Annotated in this window: 20 protein-coding genes; 6 read left to right on the top strand and 14 right to left on the bottom strand. The window is 67.8% G+C overall.

Features of this window, described 5'->3' with window-relative positions:
• Positions 1-763, top strand: a 763-nt coding sequence (locus AC1DOQ_RS14855; RefSeq protein ID WP_477365430.1) for a DUF3108 domain-containing protein, incomplete at its 5' end; no start/stop codon positions are given.
• 2 nt (positions 764-765) lie between these two features.
• On the opposite strand, the gene AC1DOQ_RS14850 is transcribed toward AC1DOQ_RS14855, so the two are convergent.
• The 7 genes from AC1DOQ_RS14850 to AC1DOQ_RS14820 form a co-directional block, all read right to left on the bottom strand.
• Entirely contained in the window at positions 766-5,028 is a 4,263-nt protein-coding gene (locus AC1DOQ_RS14850) for a pilus assembly protein (RefSeq protein ID WP_477365427.1), read from the bottom strand.
• A 13-nt stretch (positions 5,029-5,041) separates the two neighbouring features.
• Positions 5,042-5,644, bottom strand: coding sequence for a pilus assembly PilX family protein (locus AC1DOQ_RS14845; protein ID WP_477365424.1), 603 nt, complete (start codon positions 5,642-5,644; stop codon positions 5,042-5,044).
• The gene (locus AC1DOQ_RS14840) at positions 5,644-6,840 is read right to left on the bottom strand and encodes a PilW family protein (RefSeq protein ID WP_477365421.1); all 1,197 of its coding nucleotides are present in this window, start codon (positions 6,838-6,840) and stop codon (positions 5,644-5,646) included. The genes AC1DOQ_RS14845 and AC1DOQ_RS14840 overlap by 1 nt, the downstream gene beginning before the upstream one ends.
• Before the next feature lie 8 nt (positions 6,841-6,848).
• Positions 6,849-7,289, bottom strand: coding sequence for a type IV pilus modification PilV family protein (locus tag AC1DOQ_RS14835; RefSeq protein WP_477365418.1), 441 nt, complete (start codon positions 7,287-7,289; stop codon positions 6,849-6,851).
• On the bottom strand, positions 7,286-7,924 hold the full coding sequence (locus AC1DOQ_RS14830; RefSeq protein ID WP_477365415.1) for a pilus assembly FimT family protein: 639 nt from the start codon (positions 7,922-7,924) through the stop codon (positions 7,286-7,288). The genes AC1DOQ_RS14835 and AC1DOQ_RS14830 overlap by 4 nt, the downstream gene beginning before the upstream one ends.
• Positions 7,912-8,346: a type IV pilin protein gene (locus AC1DOQ_RS14825; RefSeq protein WP_477365412.1), complete on the bottom strand. Its 435-nt coding sequence runs from the start codon at positions 8,344-8,346 to the stop codon at positions 7,912-7,914. Before AC1DOQ_RS14825 ends, AC1DOQ_RS14830 begins: the two co-directional genes overlap by 13 nt.
• A 115-nt stretch (positions 8,347-8,461) precedes the next feature.
• A complete protein-coding gene (locus AC1DOQ_RS14820; RefSeq protein ID WP_477365409.1) occupies positions 8,462-9,010 on the bottom strand; it encodes a GNAT family N-acetyltransferase in 549 nt (182 codons plus the stop codon).
• 260 nt (positions 9,011-9,270) lie between these two features.
• On the opposite strand from AC1DOQ_RS14820, the gene AC1DOQ_RS14815 reads away from it, so the two are divergent.
• The 3 genes from AC1DOQ_RS14815 to AC1DOQ_RS14805 are packed head-to-tail and all read left to right on the top strand — an operon-like array spanning position 9,271 to position 14,863.
• Positions 9,271-11,604, top strand: coding sequence for a GH92 family glycosyl hydrolase (locus AC1DOQ_RS14815; RefSeq protein ID WP_477365406.1), 2,334 nt, complete (start codon positions 9,271-9,273; stop codon positions 11,602-11,604).
• Positions 11,601-13,889, top strand: a complete 2,289-nt coding sequence (locus tag AC1DOQ_RS14810; RefSeq protein ID WP_477365403.1) for a GH92 family glycosyl hydrolase — start codon at positions 11,601-11,603, stop codon at positions 13,887-13,889. The genes AC1DOQ_RS14815 and AC1DOQ_RS14810 overlap by 4 nt, the downstream gene beginning before the upstream one ends.
• Complete coding sequence (locus AC1DOQ_RS14805; RefSeq protein WP_477365400.1) at positions 13,889-14,863, top strand: LacI family DNA-binding transcriptional regulator; 975 nt, start codon at positions 13,889-13,891, stop codon at positions 14,861-14,863. Before AC1DOQ_RS14810 ends, AC1DOQ_RS14805 begins: the two co-directional genes overlap by 1 nt.
• On the opposite strand, the gene sigJ is transcribed toward AC1DOQ_RS14805, so the two are convergent.
• Complete coding sequence (sigJ, locus tag AC1DOQ_RS14800; RefSeq protein ID WP_477365397.1) at positions 14,851-15,747, bottom strand: RNA polymerase sigma factor SigJ; 897 nt, start codon at positions 15,745-15,747, stop codon at positions 14,851-14,853. The two genes, AC1DOQ_RS14805 and sigJ, sit on opposite strands and share 13 nt — an antisense overlap.
• Positions 15,748-15,857: 110 nt before the next feature.
• Here sigJ and AC1DOQ_RS14795 point away from each other — a divergent pair, with 110 nt between their 5' ends.
• Positions 15,858-16,295 carry a carboxymuconolactone decarboxylase family protein gene (locus AC1DOQ_RS14795; protein WP_477365395.1) on the top strand — a complete coding sequence of 146 codons (438 nt, stop codon included), beginning with the start codon at positions 15,858-15,860 and terminating at the stop codon, positions 16,293-16,295.
• A 44-nt stretch (positions 16,296-16,339) separates the two neighbouring features.
• Here AC1DOQ_RS14795 and AC1DOQ_RS14790 read toward each other — a convergent pair whose 3' ends face one another.
• The 6 genes from AC1DOQ_RS14790 to AC1DOQ_RS14765 form a co-directional block, all read right to left on the bottom strand.
• Positions 16,340-16,666 (bottom strand): hypothetical protein, encoded by a 327-nt coding sequence (locus AC1DOQ_RS14790; RefSeq protein WP_477365392.1) that lies wholly within the window; start codon positions 16,664-16,666, stop codon positions 16,340-16,342.
• Positions 16,667-16,706: 40 nt separating this feature from the next.
• Positions 16,707-16,865 (bottom strand): hypothetical protein, encoded by a 159-nt coding sequence (locus AC1DOQ_RS14785; protein WP_477365389.1) that lies wholly within the window; start codon positions 16,863-16,865, stop codon positions 16,707-16,709.
• 247 nt (positions 16,866-17,112) lie between these two features.
• Positions 17,113-17,496, bottom strand: coding sequence for a nuclear transport factor 2 family protein (locus AC1DOQ_RS14780; RefSeq protein ID WP_477365386.1), 384 nt, complete (start codon positions 17,494-17,496; stop codon positions 17,113-17,115).
• Between the two features lie 26 nt (positions 17,497-17,522).
• The gene (locus AC1DOQ_RS14775; protein WP_477365383.1) at positions 17,523-18,380 is read right to left on the bottom strand and encodes a protein phosphatase 2C domain-containing protein; all 858 of its coding nucleotides are present in this window, start codon (positions 18,378-18,380) and stop codon (positions 17,523-17,525) included.
• Positions 18,381-18,416: 36 nt separating this feature from the next.
• Positions 18,417-18,833, bottom strand: a complete 417-nt coding sequence (locus tag AC1DOQ_RS14770; protein WP_477365380.1) for a secondary thiamine-phosphate synthase enzyme YjbQ — start codon at positions 18,831-18,833, stop codon at positions 18,417-18,419.
• 19 nt (positions 18,834-18,852) lie between these two features.
• The gene (locus AC1DOQ_RS14765; RefSeq protein ID WP_477365377.1) at positions 18,853-19,746 is read right to left on the bottom strand and encodes a LysR family transcriptional regulator; all 894 of its coding nucleotides are present in this window, start codon (positions 19,744-19,746) and stop codon (positions 18,853-18,855) included.
• 102 nt (positions 19,747-19,848) lie between these two features.
• On the opposite strand from AC1DOQ_RS14765, the gene AC1DOQ_RS14760 reads away from it, so the two are divergent.
• Positions 19,849-20,841, top strand: a complete 993-nt coding sequence (locus AC1DOQ_RS14760) for an NAD-dependent epimerase/dehydratase family protein (RefSeq protein ID WP_477365374.1) — start codon at positions 19,849-19,851, stop codon at positions 20,839-20,841.
• Positions 20,842-20,845 lie beyond the last annotated feature (4 nt).

The following is a 20,845-nucleotide window of genomic DNA, read 5'->3' as shown; positions in this document are numbered from 1 at the left end:
CCCTGAGCCGCCACGCAGTGCGGCAAGGACCGACGCCCCACCACCGGCCGGCGTGCCCACCCCGGCGATCACCGGCCCCACGATCCGGCCCGCGCCCGCCGCCGCGCCGGGCGCGAGCACGCTGCTGCCGATGGCGGGCCGGTACCGCCTGCGCCTGCCCGCCAGCGCGCGCCTGAGCTACAGCTCGCCGGGGCGCCCGGACGGCCAGGCCTGGCTCGACTGGCGCAGCGACGACAGCGGCTACAGCCTGGAACTCGACGGCATCCTCGGTCGCCTGTCCAGCCGCGGCATCGGCGGCGATACCGGCATCGCGCCGGTCCTCGCCACCGAAACCCGGGCGGATGGCAGCACCAGTACCAGCTTCGATGCGACCACGGGCGAGGTCCGCTTCCAGGGCGGCGGCGATCCCGCGCCGGGAGCGGTCGGCGTGCAGGACCGCGCATCCGTGCTGGTGCAGCTGGCCGCCATCGCGCTGGGACGGCCGGAGCAGCTGCAGAACGAGATCAGGATCGTGGTGGCCGGCGCATCGCGGGTGACGGTCGAACGCTACCAGGTGCTCGGCCAGGAAGACGTCGAGACCGGCATCGGCAGCATGCCGGCCTGGCATCTGGCGCGGCTGGCGGCGCCCGGCGAAGCCCGGCTCGAACTGTGGCTCGCGCCCTCGCAGGACTGGCTGCCGGTGCGGCTGCGCCTGAGCGGGGCCGATGGCAGGGTCGAGACCCAGACCCTCAGCGGAGCCGTGCGCGCGGCCCCGGCTCCCTGATCCTAGTTGCGCACCCGGCGCCAGCCGGCGCGGTGGGCCTCGACGTCGCTGGCGCGCGCCACGCTCGAGGTGATCGTATTGCCGTCGGCGGTGGTGGTGACCATCTTCAGGGCGCCCGAGGGCAGGCGCACGATGATGAAGCCGACCGCCGCGGAATTGCCCGACAGGGACTGGCCGGCGATCGCGCCGATGCCCTGCTGGGTGTTGACCGGCGCCGCCGTGCAGACGTTCAGCTGGTAGACGTTGCTGCTGCCGCCGACCTTGCACGAGGACGAGGACGAAGGAATGTTCGACACCACGGTCAGGGTGCCGGCCGCCACCTTCGGATCCAGGTTGACGCGCTCGCCGGCATTCTGGTCGAGATCGAAGAACCAGCCGGCCTGGCTGCCCAGGTTCACGGCCGGGCCGCTGATCGTGTAGGCCTGGGTGCCGGCCGGACGCGCCAGCGACTGCTTGGCCATCGAGGTCGAATTGCGCCAGCTGGCGGCGCCGATGCCGGTGCCGCTGTCCTTCAGCACGTAGACACTCTGTTTCGTGGTATCCGAGATATCGGGCAGGTCGAGCAGGCGGCCGGTGCCGAACACCACGACCTTCTGCGCGCCCACGGTGGTGTTGCCCGAAGCGTCGGTCGAGCTCACCTGGCACAGGGTCACCTCGGGGCGGCTGGTGACGGGCTGGCCGCTGCCGGCGTCGCCCATCTGCAGCACCGTCGGGTTGCCGCCGGCGGTAAAGTCGAAGCGCCACATCTTGCCCTGGTTGTCGCCGCCGTAGACGTAGGTCACCAGCGGGTCGGTGAGCGGGTTGTTGGTGATGGCGGTGATCTTCGCCAGGCCCGAGGGTGTGGTGGTGTCGCCGACATTGGTGCTGGTCTTGCTCAGCACCTGGCCGCTGGCCACGTCGACCACGTAGAGGTAACCCTTGCCGTTGCCGCTGAAGCCGGTGGACGGCACGTTGTTGTAGCCGGAGGTCAGAAACACCACCCAATGCTCGGTGCCGGAGGCATCCTTCCAGGTACCGAACTGCGGGTTGCCGAAGCTCAGGCCGATGTCGGCGTCGAAGCGGTTGCCGGTGCAGACTTCCGCGTCGGCGCACAGCTCCCACAGCGCGGCCGGATTGGCGGGGTCGGTGACGTCGACCGCATAGTAACCGCGACCGCCTCCGTTCAGGCCGGCCACAACCACCGAACGCCAGGCGCCATTGATCTTGACGTCGCCGAGTTCGGGCGAGCCATCGGTGGTGAACTGGTGGTTGGTGCTGTAGGTCGTGCTGGCCTGCTGGTAGAGCTTCTTCATGGTGATGCGCGGGACGTAGGCCCACAGCTCGCTGCCGTTGGTGGCGTCGAATGTGTGCAGCATGCCGTCGTTGGCGGCAACGAACACCACCGGCTTGCGCGCCGCATTGTCGACCTTGAACTTGCTGTAGCCGGTGGCCGTGTAGTTCTTGCGCGGCTCGCGCTGGTAGGCCGGCTTGGACGAGGCGATGTCGCCCAGCACGATCGGCAGCACCTGGGTGACGCCATCGTCCTTGGTGTTCGACAGCGTGTAGGCGCGCAGGCGGGTGTCGTCTGCGTACTGCTGCTGCCCGCGCAGCCAGGCGACGATATTGCTGCCGTTGTTGACGATCAGGCGGTCGGCGGCGGACAGGTTGGTGCACTGGGCCAGCGCGCCGCACTTGTTGTCGAACCAGGCCTTTTCGGTGGCGTTCATGCCCGCGTACAGGAAGTCCTTGAGGCCGCCTTTGTCGACGTCCAGCATCTTGATCGTGCGGGTATCGGAGGATGCCGCCACCTGGGCGCCGACCGTATTGCTCGAGTGCCAGACGATGGTCTTGATGACTTCCCCGCTGACCGGATCGAGCTTGCGGTCGGTGAGCACGCCAAACCATTTGACGGTGGTGAAGGTGGCCGAGAAGATGTCGTTGTCCTCGAGCGTGATGTTGGGGGTCGAGGTGGCCGATGCGGCGGCCGCGCCGACGTGCACCTCGATGTTCGCCAGCGCCTTGCCCAGGCCGTCCACGACTTCGGAAGGATCGTTGGCGCTGAAGTACTTGCCGTGGCCATTGATGGCCGCGTGCCACAGGTCGTCGACTCGCTCCTGGTAGGCCGCGCCGCCGGTGGAGTCGCCGGTGTTCGGGTCCGGCCACACATAGGCGCCCTTGTTGTTCCAGGGGCAGCCGGTGGTGACGCCGGTGACCAGCTTGTAGAAGTCCGAGCCTTCGGTGGCGCCGGTGTCGTACTTCGGGTCGAAGGTCATGACCCCGTCCACGCCCAGGCCGAGCGCGTAGGTGTTCATGTGCAGGTGCTGGTTGTCGCCGGCGGCGGCCGGCACCACGCCGTCCTTCGTCATGTCGTCGATATCGGGGCGCAGAGAAACGGTGCCGGTGCTGGAGCCGCCGTTGTACCAGTGCAGGGCGACGTCGGCCAGCGAGGCCGCGGTCTGGGCGCGCGGGTCGACGCAGCCGAGGCGCTTGCTGCAGAAGCGCGCCAGATCTTCCGCGTTGTCGTTGCTGGAGACGTTGGTGGCGGCGCCGCCGTTCCAGTAGCCGTCGGTGGTGACGAAGGCGAAGTTCTGCTGGCAGGGATACTCGATCACTTCCGAACCGGCCGGCCGCTGGAACTTGCCGAGGTTTGCATACATCCTGCCGACCGCGTTCAGGGCCAGGCGCATCGGCGTCGAGCCGGATGCGCTCATCTTGTACAGGGCGTTGTACCAGGCGGTCCGGTTGGCGCCGGAGAATTCGGCGGGATAGGTGAAGCCGTTGGCCGTCTCCGGCTGGGCCGCCGCGTTCGACAGCGAGACGATGCCGACCTTGTAATTGCCGTTCAGCGCCTGGAAGGCCTGGCCGACCGCCGTCTTCATCATCTGGTTGCGCGTCTTGTAATAGGCGTACCAGTTGGCGAAGTTGGTCATCTCCTCGTCGTAGGTGCAAGTGCTGCCGGCGCAGTCGGTGCGTGCCGGCGCCTTCGGATAGCTGTTGTTGGTCGAGACGATGTCGGTGCGGACGAACACGGGCGCGCCCGCGCCGATGGCGCTGACGGTGGTGGGAATGACGTCGCTCTGCTTGCTGGTGATGGTCTTGGTCTGGGCGCTGACGCTGACCGCCCAGCCGTTGCGGCTGCCGTCCGCCACCACCGCGCAGTCCGGGCTGTCCTTGGTGGCGCCGCTCGGGCAGACGATCGGCACGATCGCGACCACATTGCTGGTGCCGATATTGATGCCGTAGGTCGAGCAGGCAGGCACCGAGGAACTGGTCGGTGCCAGCACGCAGGCCAGGTACTGGTTCTTCAGGCCGGTCTTCGCGATGATCGAGGCGGCCAGTGAAGTTGCCAGGCTGGCCTGCTTGGACAGCGTGGCGGTGCCGCCGACCGCGGTGACCGGGCCGTTGGTGATGACGACGGTACCGCCGGACTCCGTCACCGAGATGCTGTTGATGACCAGGTCGCTGGTAGTGGTCGAGGCGCCGATGGTGACGGTGCCGTAGGCGGCGGTCACGGTACTGGTGGCGGTCGAGAAGCGCGGATAGATGTATTTGCCAACGTTCTTCGCCTGGCAGTCGGTCATCTTGGTGCTGTTACACCAGCGCACCTTGGCCGGGTAGGGATAGCCGGCCGGCGCCGGCGATCCGACCGCGACGCCCTTGCAGTTGACCAGGGACGCCTCCTTGCAATACTCCGCCACGTTGATGGTGTAGTAGTACGGCGCCGTGGTGTAGGAGTCGGACTTGTAGTAAGTGGCGTCGGGGTAGGCGTAGTTGGGATTGCCGTACTGGCAGGTGCCCCTTTTCGGACACCAGCCGAGGTCCGGAAAACCGCTGGCCAGGTTGGACTTGGTTTCGCCCTGCATCGAGATATTGCTGTTGTTGATGCCGAAACCGTCGGTCGGCACCGAGGTCCAGTTCGTGGTCTGGGTGCGCGTCATCGACGCATAGGAGTTGCCGAGGTCGTCGACCGGCGGCGTGTAGCGGATCGCCGGATTGTAGTACTGGCGGTTGAAGTCGGCGCTGTTGAACGGCGGGTAGCCGGGCGTGCAGTTGGTGGTACCGTCCGCCAGCGTGGCGCCGCTGCGGCAGCTGGTCGAGTCGACGATGTAGTCCGGCGTGTAGGTATAGGTCATCGAGCCCGAGTTATCGTACAACAGCATCAAATTGGGCTTGACGTTGCCGCTGCCCGAGATGTTCAGCAGCGGCAGCTGGGCGATATTGGTCGGGGCCGCGGATGCGCCGAGGGCGAGCACCAGCAGGAACAGGAAGGCGAAGAGTTTTTTCATGGAAGGCCTGAGCTTAAACGCCGATCAGCACGATCATCTGGTTGATCACGTTGCTGCCGCGCGGACCGTTGATACGCGAAGCGATCACATAATGGAGTTGCGGCGCGCCGTCGAAGCTGGGCGCGTCGGCGGCCAGGCTCTCGCCCAGCGCCACGGCGTTGCCGAGGCTGCCCTTCACCGAGGAGGTCTGGGCGCAGCCGTTGTCCTTGCCGTCGTAGCGGCCGTCCCGCTTGCACAGGCGGTGCACCACGTAGTCGATCTTGTTGCCGTCCGCATCGGTAATGGTCTTGGCCGAATCCCAGAAACCGGCGTCGCGCGGCGTCACGTCGGTGCTGAGCGAGGCGTGGTAGCCGTCGGCGAGATCGTCGGATTCGAGCGAAGCCTTGTTGCTGGCGGCGGTCGTACTCAGCCACTGGAAGCCCTGGTGCAGGCCGAGGTCGGCGGCGCGGTTGAGGGTGGCGTCATAGGCCAGGTTGCCGGTCGCCAGCGCGGTCGAGTGGCTGGACCTGAGCAAATACACGCTGCCCAGCAGCATGACCGTGAGGATGATCAGCATCACCGGCAGCGCGGCGCCCTGCTCGCGCGCGCCCCCAAGCAGGCGGTAGGGATTCTTCATTACGGCCTCCAGACGAAGTTGCGCAGCGGGACCACGGTCTCGAACACGCGGTAGCGGTAGCAGCGCCAGTCGACGCTGTCGCCCGGCACCGCCAGGTTGACCTTGACCGGCGTCGCGGCGGTGGTCCCGGTCGCGCTGGCGAATACCTGCAGCGGGGCCGGCGTGGCGGTGCAGCCAGCGCCCGCCGCCGGCGACTCGGGCGACTTGCTGCGTGCGACCACGGCGATGCGTACCGCCGCGATGCGCAGGTAGTCGCCGGCGCCGCCGGTCACGCCGTCGCCGTCGGCGTCGATCATGGACGCCGACCACTGCTTCACCTGCATGCCGGAATCCGGCGTGAAGTTGGTGCCGGCGCGGTTGTCGAAGCCGTACTGCGCCTTGATCGAGACGATGTCGCCGGCGACGGCGGCCGGATTGGCGCCGGCGCCATCGAGATCGGTCGAACGCAGCTGCAGAAAGCCGTCCGCGACCGACCAGGTATGGAAGGACAGGGTTTCCGGCGGGCCGAGGTTGAACACGCGCGACACGCCGCCGCCAAAGCTGGCGCCCAGGCCGCCGGTGTTGTACCGGTAATCGTTGCCCTGGGCGACGTCGATCGACTGCTGGGCGGGCAGCCCCGGCAGGGTATCGGGCGTCGACGATACCTGGGCCAGCGAGCACTTGCCGCCCAGCTGTTCGGGGACGACCACGATCACGTTCCCCTGGCGGAAGCCGTAGGGAACGCGGTCGATCACGATGCGGGTGCCGCTGGTGTAGCCGGACAGCAGGCGCAGGGTGCCGGTGCCGGTGATGGAGCTGCCGGCGTAGAAGCTGATGCGGTCGGGATTCTCGCCGGCGGTGGCGGTATTGGCGTTGGCGCCGGCTGCCTGCGCCTCGATGATGACCGGCGCCAGCGGCTGCACGGCCGCGCCGCCGACGTTCACCGAGGCCAGCGTATAGCCGCCGGTGTCCTTGAAGATGGTATTGCATCCCGCGATCAGCGGGTCGTTCAGGCCATAGCCGGCCTGGGCGGCGTCGCCGCTCATCGAGAACAGCGCCAGCATCCCGTTCTGCATCGCGTCCGAACCGCCGACCGCATGGCGCTGGGTGCTGTCGGCGCCGGTCACCAGGCGCACCGCGAACAGCAGCGCCAGCATGCCGATCACGACGCTGACCATCAGCTCGACCAGCGAAAAACCTCCCTGCGGTGCGCGCATGCGGATCCTCATTTCTTGCTGCCCGAGACGTAGGAGGTGACGCGGTACTGGTTGGCCTTGGCGCCTGCTTTGCGGGTCCAGCCGATCTTGATGTCGACCCGGCTGCCGGAGGCGTCGGTGGCCGGCGTCACCGTCACGCTGATGACCGCCGACGGGATCCGCTTGACGGTCGCGTCGAACCAGGGCTTCAGCGTGGCGCCCGGCGCGGCCTTCTCGGCCACCGCATAGGACGCCAGGTTGGCCTGGTCGGTGGCGATGGTGCCGAGCAGCGATTCGGCGGCCAGCGTGGCTTCCGTGCGCATCGCCGAATCCTCCAGCGCAGAATAGGACCGTGCCTGCAGGCCCAGGGTGCCGATCAGGCCGATGGCGAGGATGACCACCGCGACCAGGGCTTCGATCAGGGCGAAGCCCCGCTGCGCGGCGGGCCTGGGCATGCGCGGGCGGCTCATCGCGGGCACCTGCGGCGGTCGGGCGCCACCGCGCTCGGGTCGCAGCGCGCGGCCACGCCGGCCAGGGTCAGCGACACCGCCATCGGCGTGAAGCTGATGGCGCCGCCGGCCGTGGGCGACAGGGTGATGCGGGCGATCTGCGGCGAGATCCGGGTATCGACCCAGCCGAGGGCGGTGAAATAGGCGGCGTTGGCACCGGAAGGACCGACCACCAGCGCCACCGCGCTCGACGAAGGCAGGCCGTTGGCGCTGCGCACCACCGACTTGTCGCCCTGCGCCCCGCGCGGATCGCCGGCCGCCGCCGCGGTCGGGCTGGACCAGCCGGCGCTGGCGTCGTCGCAGAGGTCGTCGCTGGTCGGGTAGCAGAGATCGACCCGCCACTGCAGCTGGCCGGTGGCCGGATGGTCGTCCAACACCAGCCGGCTGAGCGTGTTGTGGCTGATGGCCTGGTTGCGCGCGAAGGCGAAGCCGTCGGCGTAATAGCCGGTGGCGGCCATGGCCTTGCGCCCCACCAGCCAGCTGGACATGCTGGGGATGCCGACGCCGGCCAGGATCCCGATGATCGCGACCACGACGGCCGCTTCGACCAGGGTGAAACCGCCGGCGCGCGGCGCTGGCAGGCTTACTGCACGCACCGGCCGTCCTTGCGGTCGATCCAGCAGGTGGTGCTGGTCGTCCAGCCGGTGGGTGCCCTGGGCGTGGCCCGGTTGCCGTTCTGGTCGATGGTGAAGGAGAAACCGGTGGCCGGGCCGGTGCCCGCCGCGGTGACCACATAGCTCGAGGCGTCGCCGCTGGTCAGGGTGTAGGTGAAGTTGGCGCTTTGCGGCGGCAGGCGGTCGAAGCTGGCGTAGGTGTGGTTGTTCGACCAGAATTCCTCGGCATTGGTCTGCACGGTGCCGAGGCCGGAATACGCTTCCGCCAGCCGCGCGCGCATCACGTGGTTATTGTAGGCCGGGATCGCGACGGCGCTCAGGATGCCGACGATGGCCACCACGATCATCAGTTCGATGAGGGTGAATCCGCGCGCCCGCGCGATCGTACGGATGGTGCTCGACATAGGAATTCCCGGAAAAAACTTGCCCACCGACAATATTAGCGTAAGCGGCGCAATTTTGGGCTCGCGTGGCGACAAAAAACAACGAAATACGCGGGAAGATATCGAACAGCTATCGCTATCCGGCGTGCAGGGCGCGCGCCATGTAGAGCGCACCGTCCGGATAGCTCGACAGCGCCCGCGCGCCCTGCCCGCCGGACGCCAGGCCATGGACGGCAAAACCCAGTCCTTCCCAGAAGCGGCGCGAATCCTGCACCGCCACCAGGGCCGACCAGGCCAGGCCGCGCGACCGGCCATGTTCCAGCAGGCCGCCGACGAGACGCCGCGCCAGTCCCCGGCCGAGCGCGCGCGGCGCCACCGCCATGTCGTGGATGTACAGGGTATCCGCATCGGCGGCGGGCTGGAAGGCGGCATCCAGCGGCGTGACCGCGCCGCGCCGCGAGGCGTAGGCGAACACATAGGCGCAGACGCCCTCGCCGTCGCAGGCCACCAGGCAGCTGTCCCGCGCCGCGCGCAGGCGCGCCAGCACGATAGCGGCCGGCTCCTGCATGGACGGCGGGTAGCAGGCGGCCTGCACGGCCAGTACGGCGTGCAGGTCGTTTTCCGTCATCGGACGCGGCGTGGCCGGCGGCGATGGTCTTGTCGTGATATCTCGGCGGTTCTGCATGGGCCGGCATTATGCCCGATCGGACACTGCGCGGCATCTCCCGGCGCCGGGCACCCGACTAAACAAACAGGGTAACGAGTCGCCGCCCGGCCTCTGCCGCGCCTTCTACACCCTATGCGTGGCGGGTAAGCGGAACTGCGTCATGGCGTGGACACGACATTTGTTTAGTAAACGCTATAAACAGGGACTTCCGGATCGCGCGCTTGTTGCTGACCAAAAAATTTCGGGCTATGTTTCCGAGATAACACTAAGGAGACACGATGGGCAAGCGCATTTCCCTATCCGCCATGGCACTGGCGGCCGGCCTGCTATGCGCCGGCGTTGCCGGGGCCGCGGCGCCCGGCAGCCGGGTGGCGGAGGTCAACGTCTTCGTCGGCACCGGCGGCGACGGCCACACCTTCCCCGGCGCCACGCGGCCGTTCGGCATGATCCAGCTGAGCCCCGACACCCAGGTCCGCCACTTCAAGCAGAGCTATCCCTGGGCCGCCGGCTACCGCTACGAAGACGATTCCATCCTCGGCTTTTCGCACACCCACTTTTCCGGCGCCGGCCACTCCGACCTCGGCGACGTGCTGCTGATGCCCACCAGCGGCGAACTGAAACTGGAGCCCGGCTATCCGGAGCGCCCGTTCAGCGGCTACCGCTCGCGCTTCTCGCACAAGGACGAGCATGCGGAGCCGGGCTACTACGCGGTAAAGCTGCTCGACAACGAAGTCGATGTCGAACTCACGGCCAGCGAGCGGGTCGGACTGCACCGCTACCGCTTCAAGCCGGGATCCGAAGCCCGGGTCGTGCTCGACTTGCGCAGCAGCATCTACGACTGGTCCGGCAAGAACCTGTGGTCGCGCCTGCGCCTGCGTGGCCGGGACACGCTCACCGGCATGCGCGACACGCGCGGCTGGGCGCCGGGCCGCCAGCTGTATTTCGCGATCCGCTTCTCGCGCCCGCTCCAGTCGCACCAGCTGATGAACCGCGAGGAAGGCGTCGAGTACCGCGGCTTCGCGTCGCCCGGCAAGACCCCGGCCGAGAAGGTCCTGGTCGAGGGCAAGGCGCTCGAGGCGGCGCTCGACTTCGGCAAGCTGGGCGACACCCCGCTGCTGGTGAAGGTGGCCGTCTCCGCCGTCAGCGAGGATGGCGCCCTGGCCAACCTGGACGAGATGCCGGGCTGGGACTTCGACAAGGAACGGGCGAACGCCAGCGCCGCCTGGGAACAGGCCCTCGGCGCCGTCGACATCGAGGCGCCGCAGCCGATGAAGCGCATGGTGTATACGAGCCTGTATCACAGCCTGCTGGCCCCCAGTCTCTTCATGGACCGCAACGGCGCCTACCGCGGGCCGGACAACCAGGTCCACCAGGCCGACGGCTTCCGCTTCCACTCGACCTTCTCGCTGTGGGACACCTACCGCGCCCTGCATCCGCTGCTGACCCTGATCCAGCCGGAACAGCGCAACGCCGACTTCGTGCGCTCGCTGATCGCCTCCCAGCAGGCCAGCCCCTACGGCATCCTGCCGGTATGGCAGTTCGCCGGCCTCGAAACCTGGTGCATGATCGGCTACCACGCGGTGCCGGTGATCGCCGACGCCTACATGAAGGGCATCCGCGGCTTCGATCCGGAACAGGCGCTGCGGGCGATGACCGCCAGCGCCGAATACGGTCCCTATGGCGGCTTGCAGCACTACATGAAATACGGTTACGTGCCGATCGACCTCGAGCCCGAGGCGGCCTCGAAGACCGTCGAATATGCCTTCGACGACTGGACCATCGCGCGCATGGCCGAGAAGATGGGCAAGAAGGACGTGGCCGAGCGCTATTACCGGCGGGCCCAGAACTGGCGCAATGTGTTCGATCCGAAGACCGGCTTCGTCCGCGCCCGCAAGTCCACCGGCGAGTTCCGCACCCCCTTTGATCCGGTGCAGTCGAACTTCGGCAGCGACTATACCGAAGGCAGCGCCTGGCAGTATTCCTGGTATATGCCCCACGATAACGCGGGCCTGGTGAAGTTCCTCGGCGGCGACGCGGGACTCCAGGCCAAGATCGACCAGGTCTTCGACGCCAGGGTGGACGCCAACGTCTACGCCCACATGGAAGACATCTCGGGCCTGATCGGCCACTACGCCCACGGCAACGAGCCTTCGCACCACGTGGCCTACCTGTACAACTATGCCGGCGCGCCGTGGAAGACCCAGGGGCGCCTGGCCCAGATCGTCGCCAGCCAGTACAAGGATGCGCCCGACGGCCTGGCCGGCAACGACGACCTGGGCCAGACCTCGGCCTGGCTGGCCTTCACCGCGCTGGGCTTCTATCCGGTGGCGCCGGGGACCAACGAATACGTGATCGGCCGCCCCTTCGTCGAGAAGGCGACGCTGAACCTGCCGAACGGCAGGCGGTTCACGGTGCGCGCCGTGAACCTGTCGGACGCCAACGGCTACGTCGGCGGCGTCACCCTGAACGGCAAGGCGCTGGCGCGCAGCTACCTGCGCCACGAAGACATCCTGGCGGGCGGCGAGCTGGTATTCACCATGCAGCCGACCCCGAACACCAACTGGGGCAAGGACCAATCCGCCCGTCCCTACACGCAAACGGCCTACCAATGAAACCGACTCTCTTCGCCGCTGCACTCGGCCTGGCTGCCCTCGCCAGCTTCCACGTCCAGGCAGCGCCGCTGGACCACGTGAACCCGCTGATGGGCACCGACAGCAAGCCCGAACTCTCGAACGGGAATACCTATCCCTCGGTCGGCATCCCCTGGGGCATGAACTACTGGACGCCGCAGACCGGCAAGATGGGCAATGGCTGGGCCTATACCTATACGGCCGACCGGATCCGCGGCTTCAAGCAGACCCACCAGCCCTCGCCCTGGATGAACGACTACGGCCAGTTCGCCATCATGCCGGTGACGGGTGCCAAGCGCTTCAAGGAAGACGAGCGCGCCAGCTGGTTCTCGCACAAGGCGGAGCTGGCCAAGCCGGACTACTACCGCGTCTACCTGGCCGACAGCGACGTCACCGCCGAGCTCACGCCGACCGAGCGCGCGGCCCAGTTCCGCTTCACCTTCCCGAAGACCGAGCAGGCCTGGGTGGTGATCGACGCCCTCGACAAGGGCTCTTACGTGAAACTGATCCCGGGCGAGCGCAAGATCGTCGGCTACTCGACCCGCCACGCGGGCAAGCCGCTCGCCAACTTCCGCAACTGGTTCGTGATCCAGTTCGACAAACCCTTCAAGAGCGGCGAAGTATGGGACGGCGACAAGATCCTTGCCGGCGCCCGGGAAGCGAAGGTCGACCATGCCGGCGCCATCGTCGGCTTTGCGACCGCCGACGGCGAACAGGTCGGCATGCGCGTGGCTTCCTCCTTCATCAGCCTGGAACAGGCCGAGCGCAACCTGGCGCGCGAGATCGGCAGCGACGATTTCGACGCCACCCGCGCCAAGGCCGCGAAGCGCTGGAACGAGGTGCTGGGCCGGGTCGAGATCAAGGGCGCCAGCATCGACCAGCAGCGCACCTTCTATTCGAGCCTGTACCGCATGGTGCAGTTCCCGAACAAGCTGTATGAGCTCGACGAAGCCGGCAAGCCGGTCCACTGGAGCCCCTACAACGGCCAGGTGCTGCCGGGCCGGATGTTCGCCGGCACCGGTTTCTGGGACACCTTCCGCGCCCTCTACCCCTTCCTCAACCTGATGTACCCGTCGGTCAACCGCGAGATGCAGGAAGGCCTGGCGAACGACTTCAAGGAAGGCGGCTGGCTGCCCGAATGGTCGAGCCCCGGCTATGCCAATGTCATGGTCGGCAATAACTCGGCCTCGGTGGTGGCCGAAGCCTGGCTCAAGGGCCTGCGCGGCTACGACATCGAGACCTTGTGGCAGGCCCTGGTCCACGGCGCCAACAATGCCGGCCCGATGGAAGCCGTCGGCCGCGCCGGCGTCGAGGACTATAACCGCCTCGGCTACGTGCCCTACGATTCCGGCATCAAGGAAAACGCCGCCCGCACCCTCGAATACGCCTACGACGACTTCGCCATCTACCAGCTCGGCAAGGCGCTGGGCAAGCCGCGGTCCGAGATCGCCGTGTATGCGGAGCGGGCCCGCAACTACCGCAAGCTGTTCGATCCGGAAACCGGCCTGATGCGCGGCAAGAACAAGGACGGCAGCTTCCAGGCGCCCTTCAATCCCTTCAAGTGGGGCGACGCCTTCACTGAGGGAAACAGCTGGCATTACACCTGGTCGGTGTTCCACGACGTGGCCGGCCTGGTCGAGCTGATGGGCGGTCGCCAGGCTTTCGTCGACAAGCTGGATGCGGTGTGGACCATGCCGCCCGTCTTCGATGACAGTTATTATGGCCAGGTGATCCACGAAATCCGCGAGATGCAGATTGCCGGCATGGGCCAGTACGCCCACGGCAACCAGCCGATCCAGCACATGATCTACCTGTACGACTATGCCGGCGCCCCCTGGAAGACCCAGTACTGGGCGCGCGAAGTGATGAACCGCCTGTACCGCGCGACGCCGGACGGCTATTGCGGCGACGAAGACAACGGCCAGACCTCGGCCTGGTACGTGTTCTCCGCCCTCGGCTTCTATCCGGTCACGCCGAGCAGCCCGCAGTACGCACTGGGCGCGCCGCTGTTCCCGGAAGCCGTGCTGCACCTGGAGAACGGCCGCAAGGTGAGCATCAAGGCGCCCGGCAACAGCGACACGAAGCGCTACGTGCATGCCCTCAGCATCGACGGCAAGCCGGTCGGCCGCAACTGGGTCGGCCACGATGAGCTGATGCGCGGCGCCAGGCTGGAGTTCCGCATGTCGGACAAGCCGAACCAGCGCCGCGGCACGGCGGCCGCTGATGCGCCCTACTCCTTCTCGCAGGATCCGTCGGAGAAACGCTAATGACCGTCACCGTCCGCGATCTGGCGCACCTCACCGGCTGCTCGATCGGCACGGTGTCGCGCGCCCTGAAGAACCAGCCCGGCCTGGGCGAGCCGACCCGCGCGCGGATCCTGTCCGCCGCGCGTGAGCTGGGCTACGACTTCGGCCGCCTGCGCCTGGGCGCGATCCGGCGCATCGCCTTTTTACTGCACGAGCAGCACAACACCCTGTCGTCCAGCCCCTTCTACTCGCCGGTGCTGCAGGGCGCCGAGCAGGCTTGCCGGCGCGCCGGCGTGGCGCTGTCCTTCTACGTCGTGCATCCGGGCGAAGCGGTGGCCGAACTGGTGCGCGCCCAGCAGCCGGACGCCATCCTGTGCGCCGGCTACTTCGAGCCGGAACTGGTGGCGGTGCTGCGCGACAGCGGCAAGCCCCTGGTGCTGGTCGACATGCACCTGCCGGGCTTCACGTCGGTCAATCCCGACCACCACCTGGGCGGCTACCTGGCCACCCGCCACCTGATCCGCACCGGCCGCCGCCGCATCGCCATGATCGCCGGCTCGCTGGCCCACTACAGCATCCACCAGCGCGAGCGCGGCTACCGCAAGGCCCTGTTCGAGGCCCGCATGCTGGCCGATCCGGAACTCGAAGTCCACGTGCCCGGCTGCGCCGACCCGGCCGAGGGGGTGCGCCAGGCCATGCTGAAACTGCTGGCCATGAAGCCGCGCCCCGATGCCCTGTTCTGCTACAACGACAGCGCGGCCCTGACGGCCATGCAGACCTGCCTGGACGCAGGCCTCAAGGTGCCGTCCGACATCGCCATCGTCGGCTTCGACGACATCAGCGCCGCCGCCCAGGCGATCCCGCCGCTGTCCAGCATCGCGATCGACAAGGAAGCCCTGGGTGCCGCCGGGGTCGCCCTGCTGCTGGACAAGCAGAATGCCGAGCAGACCTTGCCGGTGCAGCTGATCGTGCGGGAAAGCAGCTATGACGACTGAAGCTGGCCGACCAGCTTCGGCAAGTAGCCGAGCTTGTCCGGGTTGCGCACCACGTAGATGCCGGCGATGCGGCCATCGCGGATCTCCAGCGAGGTGACCGAATCCGGCTTGCCGTCGCGCCAGGTCAGCAGCCCCGGGGCGCCATTCACTTCGATCAACTGGTGGTGGCCATGGCCGCGCGCCGTCCACTTGCGTTCGATGCCCACCACCAGGCGTGCCACGCGGTCGGCGCCGAGCACGGAGCGCACCGTGGTTTTGGCCTTGCCGCCGCCGTCGCCCATATAGCTCACATCCTCGGTCAGCAGTTCCTGCACGCGTGCCGCCTCGCCCGAGCGCGAGGCCTCGACGAACCTGGCCAGAAGCGCCAGGTGCTGCTCGCGCCCCACCGCAAAACGCGGACGCGCCGCGCGCACCCGCTCGCGCGCCCGCTGCAGGATCTTGCGGCAGGCCGCCTCGGTCTTGCCGACCATCGCCGCCACCTCGCCATAGCCGAAATCGAATACCTGGTGCAGCAGGAACACGGCGCGCTCCTCGGGGCCGAGGCGCTCCAGCATCAGCAGGAAGGCGGTCGAGATGTCGCCGGCCGCTTCCAGCGCGGCCTCGGGTGAATCCGTCGTGTCTTCGACCAGCGGTTCCGGCAGCCAGGGGCCGACGTAGCGCTCGCGCTCGAGCATGGCGCCGCGCAGGCGGTCGATGGCCAGGCGGGTCACCACCGTCACCAGCCAGGCTTCCGGAATCCGGGCGGCATCGGCGCCGCCGTGCTGCCAGCGCAGCCAGGCTTCCTGCACGATGTCCTCGGCGTCCGCGCGCACGCCCAGCATGCGGTAGGCGATGCCGAACAGGCGCGGGCGCAGGCCCTGAAAGATGTCGATTGTCGTGTCCATGATCATCAGACGATACGGCCCGCCGGTTTGTGACAGCAAAAAAAGCTGTCACAAACGGCGCGCCCGCTTCGACTAAGGAGTGTAAGCCAACCAAACTGAAGGAGTACACCATGCAACGCCTCGATTTTTACAAAGCCTCGCCGTCCGCCTACAAAGCCCTGCTGGGCGTCGAGAACTATGTCCGCGATTCCGGGCTCGAACACAGCCTGCTCGAACTGGTCAAGCTGCGCGCTTCCCAGATCAACGGTTGCGGATACTGCGTCGACATGCATGCCGCCGATGCGCGCAAGGCCGGCGAAACCGAACGCCGGCTGTACGCGGTGGCCGTGTGGCGCGAGACGCCATTCTTCAGCCCGCGCGAACGCGCAGCCCTGGCCTGGACCGAAGCCCTGACCCGCTTGTCGGAACAGCCGGCGCTGGATGCGGATTATGCAGCGCTGCGGGAACAGTTCAGCGAGCGCGAGATGGTCGACCTCAGCCTGGCCATCGGGGCCATCAACAGCTGGAACCGCCTGGCGATCGGCTTCGGCGCACAGCCGGCGGCGTAAAGAGGAAGAACGCGGGTGGCCCGGCTACCCGCTCGGCTGCCCGCTCAGCTACCCCCGATCGGGCTGCCGAAGATGCCGACCGCGAGTTCGGCCCAGACCAGCATCAGGGTCAGCAGCAAGCCGCCGCCGATGGCGCGGCGCTGCGCGGCGGTATGGAGTTTACGGGTCAGCAGGACGAAGAGGCTGCCGATGCCGGCCAGCAGCACGCCGGCGACGGCGAAGTCCAGCACGCCCCAGTTTACCTCGGCGGTGAAGCGCATCGCCACCAGCGGCACCAGCAGGATCGCGCCGGTGCCCAGCAGCACCCGGCGCAGGTCCCTTGCCACAGTGCCCTTGTCTTGGGTGCCGAATCGTTCGTAGCGTGCGCGCATGCCTGCTTCTCCGTGGTGGGGTTGTCGTAGCTTGATTATGTCAGAGCGGTGCGGATTGGACCAGGCCGAGGCCCGACTTGGCCAGGGCCATGGCTACCGGGAGGGCGCACAGCACCAGCACGACGCCGATGCGGACCCGGCGGGCGCGCTGTTTCTGCTGCGAAAGCCGTGATAGACGAAAACCTTTATCGGTGCTCATAGGATCCCTTTCATGTACGTTTGAGTATCCTTCATGATAATACGCGCGCTCCGAAACCCGCGACACGAATGGATTGCTATATCCATATGCGTTGTTCCTGCGCATGCAGCCCTGTCTCCCCGTCACAACAGCAATTTCCTAAAGGATCGTTCAACGGAGCCTTGCCTCCAATCATGCTGCGCCGGAAGGCTTCCTGAGGCTGTGTTCGCGTTGATTCGGTCACCGAAGCAAGCGCAAGCCGCGCGGCTCAGCTGCGGTCGACGATCTTCAGGATCCCTGCCGGGCCGAAGGCGAACTCGGAGCGGCCCTTCATTTCGAGCAGGGTGCCGGCCGGTGGACCGCCGGGGACGTCGGCCGCCAGCCGGCCGCGCCAGGCGATCTCCGCCACCAGCAGTTCGCCCTCGCGGGCCAGGCCGGTCACACGCTGTTCGCGCTCCGAAAACAGGCCTTTCGACTGCTCGGCGAGCTGGCGGAAGGCCTCGATGCCGCTGCTCTCGGCGGTGAGCTGGCCGCCCGCAAAATTCTCGAAGCGAATGCCTGGTTCGAGCTGGGCCAGCATGGCCTCGATGTCGAAGGCGTTATACGCCGCCAGGTAGCGTTCGATCAGTTCCTTCTGCCTTGCTTCGCTCATGGGCTTCCTCCTCTTTGAAAAGACGATCAGCAATGCCAGGCCACGGCCGAGGCGTCGTCGGCCTGCTTGACCGCCAGCCCGGTGCCGGCGCCGCCGGTCCGCTCGTGGGCACGCAGTTCGGCCAGCAGCGTCTCCAGTCCGTCGCGCGCGCAGGCGCGGGCCAGGCCGGCGTCGGTGTACAGCGCATAGCTGTCGGACAGGCGGTAGAAGCCGTCCGTCATGGCCAGCAGCATGGACCCCGGTTCGGCGCGCAGCGCATGGCGGCGCGCGGCAAACGGTCCGGCCGGCTCCAGGCACAGCCCGGGCGGCTGCAAGGCCGTGTTCTGCTCCTCGCGGCGGCGCCTGAGCATGGGCAACAGGCGCTCGCGCCGCGCCGCCGGGTCCAGCACGCCCTCGCGCGCCAGGGCGGCGACGGCCTCCTTGACCAGCGCTTCCTGCGGGTTCGCATAAGGGTCGAGGTCCTGTACGCCGCCGTCCGGTCGCAGCAGCAAGGTCTTGCAGTCGCCCAGGCAGTAGAGGATCAGTTCGGAGCCGCCGCGTGCCGGCATGATGCGGATCCAGGTCATGGCCGCGACCGGCCAGGCATACACCGGCACCGCCACGCCGTCGGTACGCGCATGAAACTCGGCGCGGACCTCGTCCAGCGCCGCGCGCACCACCTGCTCCTGCGAGCCACGGCCGGCCAGGGTCCTGCCGAAGGCCGCGCTGAAGCGGCGCACGAACCAGGCGACGTCGCCGATCTCCCTGTCGATGTAGTTTTGCTGCGCTACCGAACTGGCACCGTCCAGCACCACGATGTCGGTCACCCCGTCCTGCTCGAATACCGCCACATGATCCTCGTTGCCATGGCCATCGGCCGCCGAGGACACTGAAGTCCACCTCATCCACCTCTCCACCGGATACATTGCCTCAACTATAACTCAGCTGCCCAGCACGGTCACCACCACCCGGCGCCGATGCGGCGCGGTCCGGTGCTCCCACAGGTAGATGCCCTGCCAGGGGCCCAGCAGCAGCCGGCCATCGCCGACCGGCACCACGAGGCCGGTATCGCTCAGCATGCTGCGCGCGTGCGCCGCCATGTCGTCCGGGCCTTCGGCATCGTGGCGGTAAGCCGGGTCGCCGTCGGGCGCCAGGCGCGCCATCACGGTCTCGAGGTCGCGGCGCACGTCGGCATCGGCGTTTTCCGTGATCGTCAGCGAACAGCTGGTGTGCTGCACGAACACATGGACCAGGCCGCAGCGCAGTCCGGATGCGGCCACGGCGTCGGCGACGGCGGCGCTGATGTCGCGCGTGCCGCGCCCAGGGGTCTGGAATTCGAGGGTGGTCTGGTAGCTCATCGGCGTCTCCTCCTGATGCTTAATCGCGCCCAACATACGCCAACAGGCCTTCGACCAGCGCGTCGAAGACCGCCTTGCAGCGTGGACTGCCGCGCAAATCCTCGTGCATCGCCACCCAGGTGTCCAGCGGCAGCGCCAGCGCGTCCGGCAACAGCCGCACCAGCGAGGGCGTGCGCCTCGCCAGCGGCGCCTGGCAGATGCCGATGCCGGCCCCGGCGCGAATCAGCGCCAGCTGGGCCAGGTCGCTGTCGGTGCGCAGCGCGAACAGCTCGCGCCCGATCCCCGGCAGCCGCGCGAGGGCCTGGCGCACGAAGGGACTCATCGTGTCGGGACCGATCACCGTATGGCGGGCGAGATCGTCCAGGCTGGCCGGACTGCCGTGGCGCTCCAGGTAGGCGGGACTGGCGTGCAGACCCAGTTCGATCGCGCCGATGCGCCGCGCCACCAACTGCTCCTGGTGCGGCGCTGCCATGCGCACGGCGATGTCGGCTTCCCGCTGCAGCAGGTCCTGCATCTCGTTGGACAGCGCCAGTTCCACCTTCAGCGCCGGATGGCGCTCGCGCAGGCGCTGCAGGATGGGCGGCAAGACTTCGACGCCGATCACTTCGCTGGCGGTCACCCGCACGACGCCACGCACACCGTCGCCGAAGCTGGCGGCCGCCCGCTCCAGGGCCGCGGCCGTGCTCTGCATCGCCTCGGCATACGGACGCAAGGCCAGGGCGGCGTCGCTGGCCAGCAAGCCGGTCTGCGAACGGGTGAACAATACGAGGCCCAGCGCCGCCTCGAGGGCGGCGATGTGGCGGCCCACGGTCGGCTGGGCGACGCCCAGAAGACGCGCCGCGCCGGACAGCGATCCGGTCCGCAGCACGCCGAGGAAGGAGCGGTAAAGCTCCCATTCGATGGTCGGAGTCATACATTAATGTATAGCAGCCATACCAAGTTATGCAATTCCATTTGACTACCGCCTCCTCTAATCTGTGGGCATCTTCACCACATCACCACATCGGGAGCAAATATGGACAGCAAGACGGTACTGGTACTGGGTGCCACCGGCGGCATCGGCGGCGAAGCGGCACGCCAGCTGCGCACGGCCGGCTGGACGGTCAAGGCCTTGAAACGCGGCCTGGAACGGGAAGGCCCGGGCGCCGATGGCCTGCACTGGATCCGCGGCGACGCGCTCGACGCCGGGGACGTGCTGCGCGCCGCGGCCGGCTGCGCGGTGATCGTCCACGCCGTCAACCCGCCGGGCTATCGTGACTGGGACAAGCTGGTGCTGCCCATGCTGGCCAATACCATCGCCGCGGCGCTCGCGGGCAATGCGCTGGTCGTGCTGCCGGGGACGGTCTACAACTACGGTGAGGACGCGTTTCCGCTGCTGAAGGAAGACGCGCTCCAGCATCCGGCGACGCGCAAGGGCGCGATCCGGGTCCGGATGGAAGCGGCGCTGCGTGGATTCTGCGACGGCGGCGGACGGGCGCTGGTGCTGCGCGCCGGTGACTATTTCGGTCCGCAGGCGGCCAACAACTGGTTCTCGCAAGGCCTGGTCCGGCCAGGCCGGCCCGTCACGCGCGTGCTGAACCCGGCGCAGCCGGGCATCGGCCACCAGTGGGCCTATCTGCCGGACGTGGCCGCGGCGATGGTCGCCCTGATCGACCGGCGCGCGCAACTGGCGCCTTTCGCGGCCTTTCACATGGCCGGCCATTGGGATGCCGACGGCACCGGCATGGCGCATGCGATTGCGGGAGCCGTCGTGCGTGCCGGCGGCCGGCGGCCGCGCATCAGCGCCTTCCCCTGGTGGCTGGCGCGCCTCGCGGCGCCTTTCCACGCCACCATGCGCGAGCTGCTGGAAATGCGCTACCTGTGGCGGCAGCCGGTCAGGATGGACAATACCAGGCTGCTGGCAGTGCTGGGCAGGGAACCGCACACGCCGCTGGACCGGGCGGTGGAGGCAACGCTGGCGGGACTGGGCTGCCTGCCGGCGCCGCCGCTGGCCGAACGTCTCGCCTGAAACG

The organism is Massilia sp. 01N417, assembly GCF_056399645.1.
This window is presented reverse-complemented; position numbering and strand designations above follow the sequence as displayed.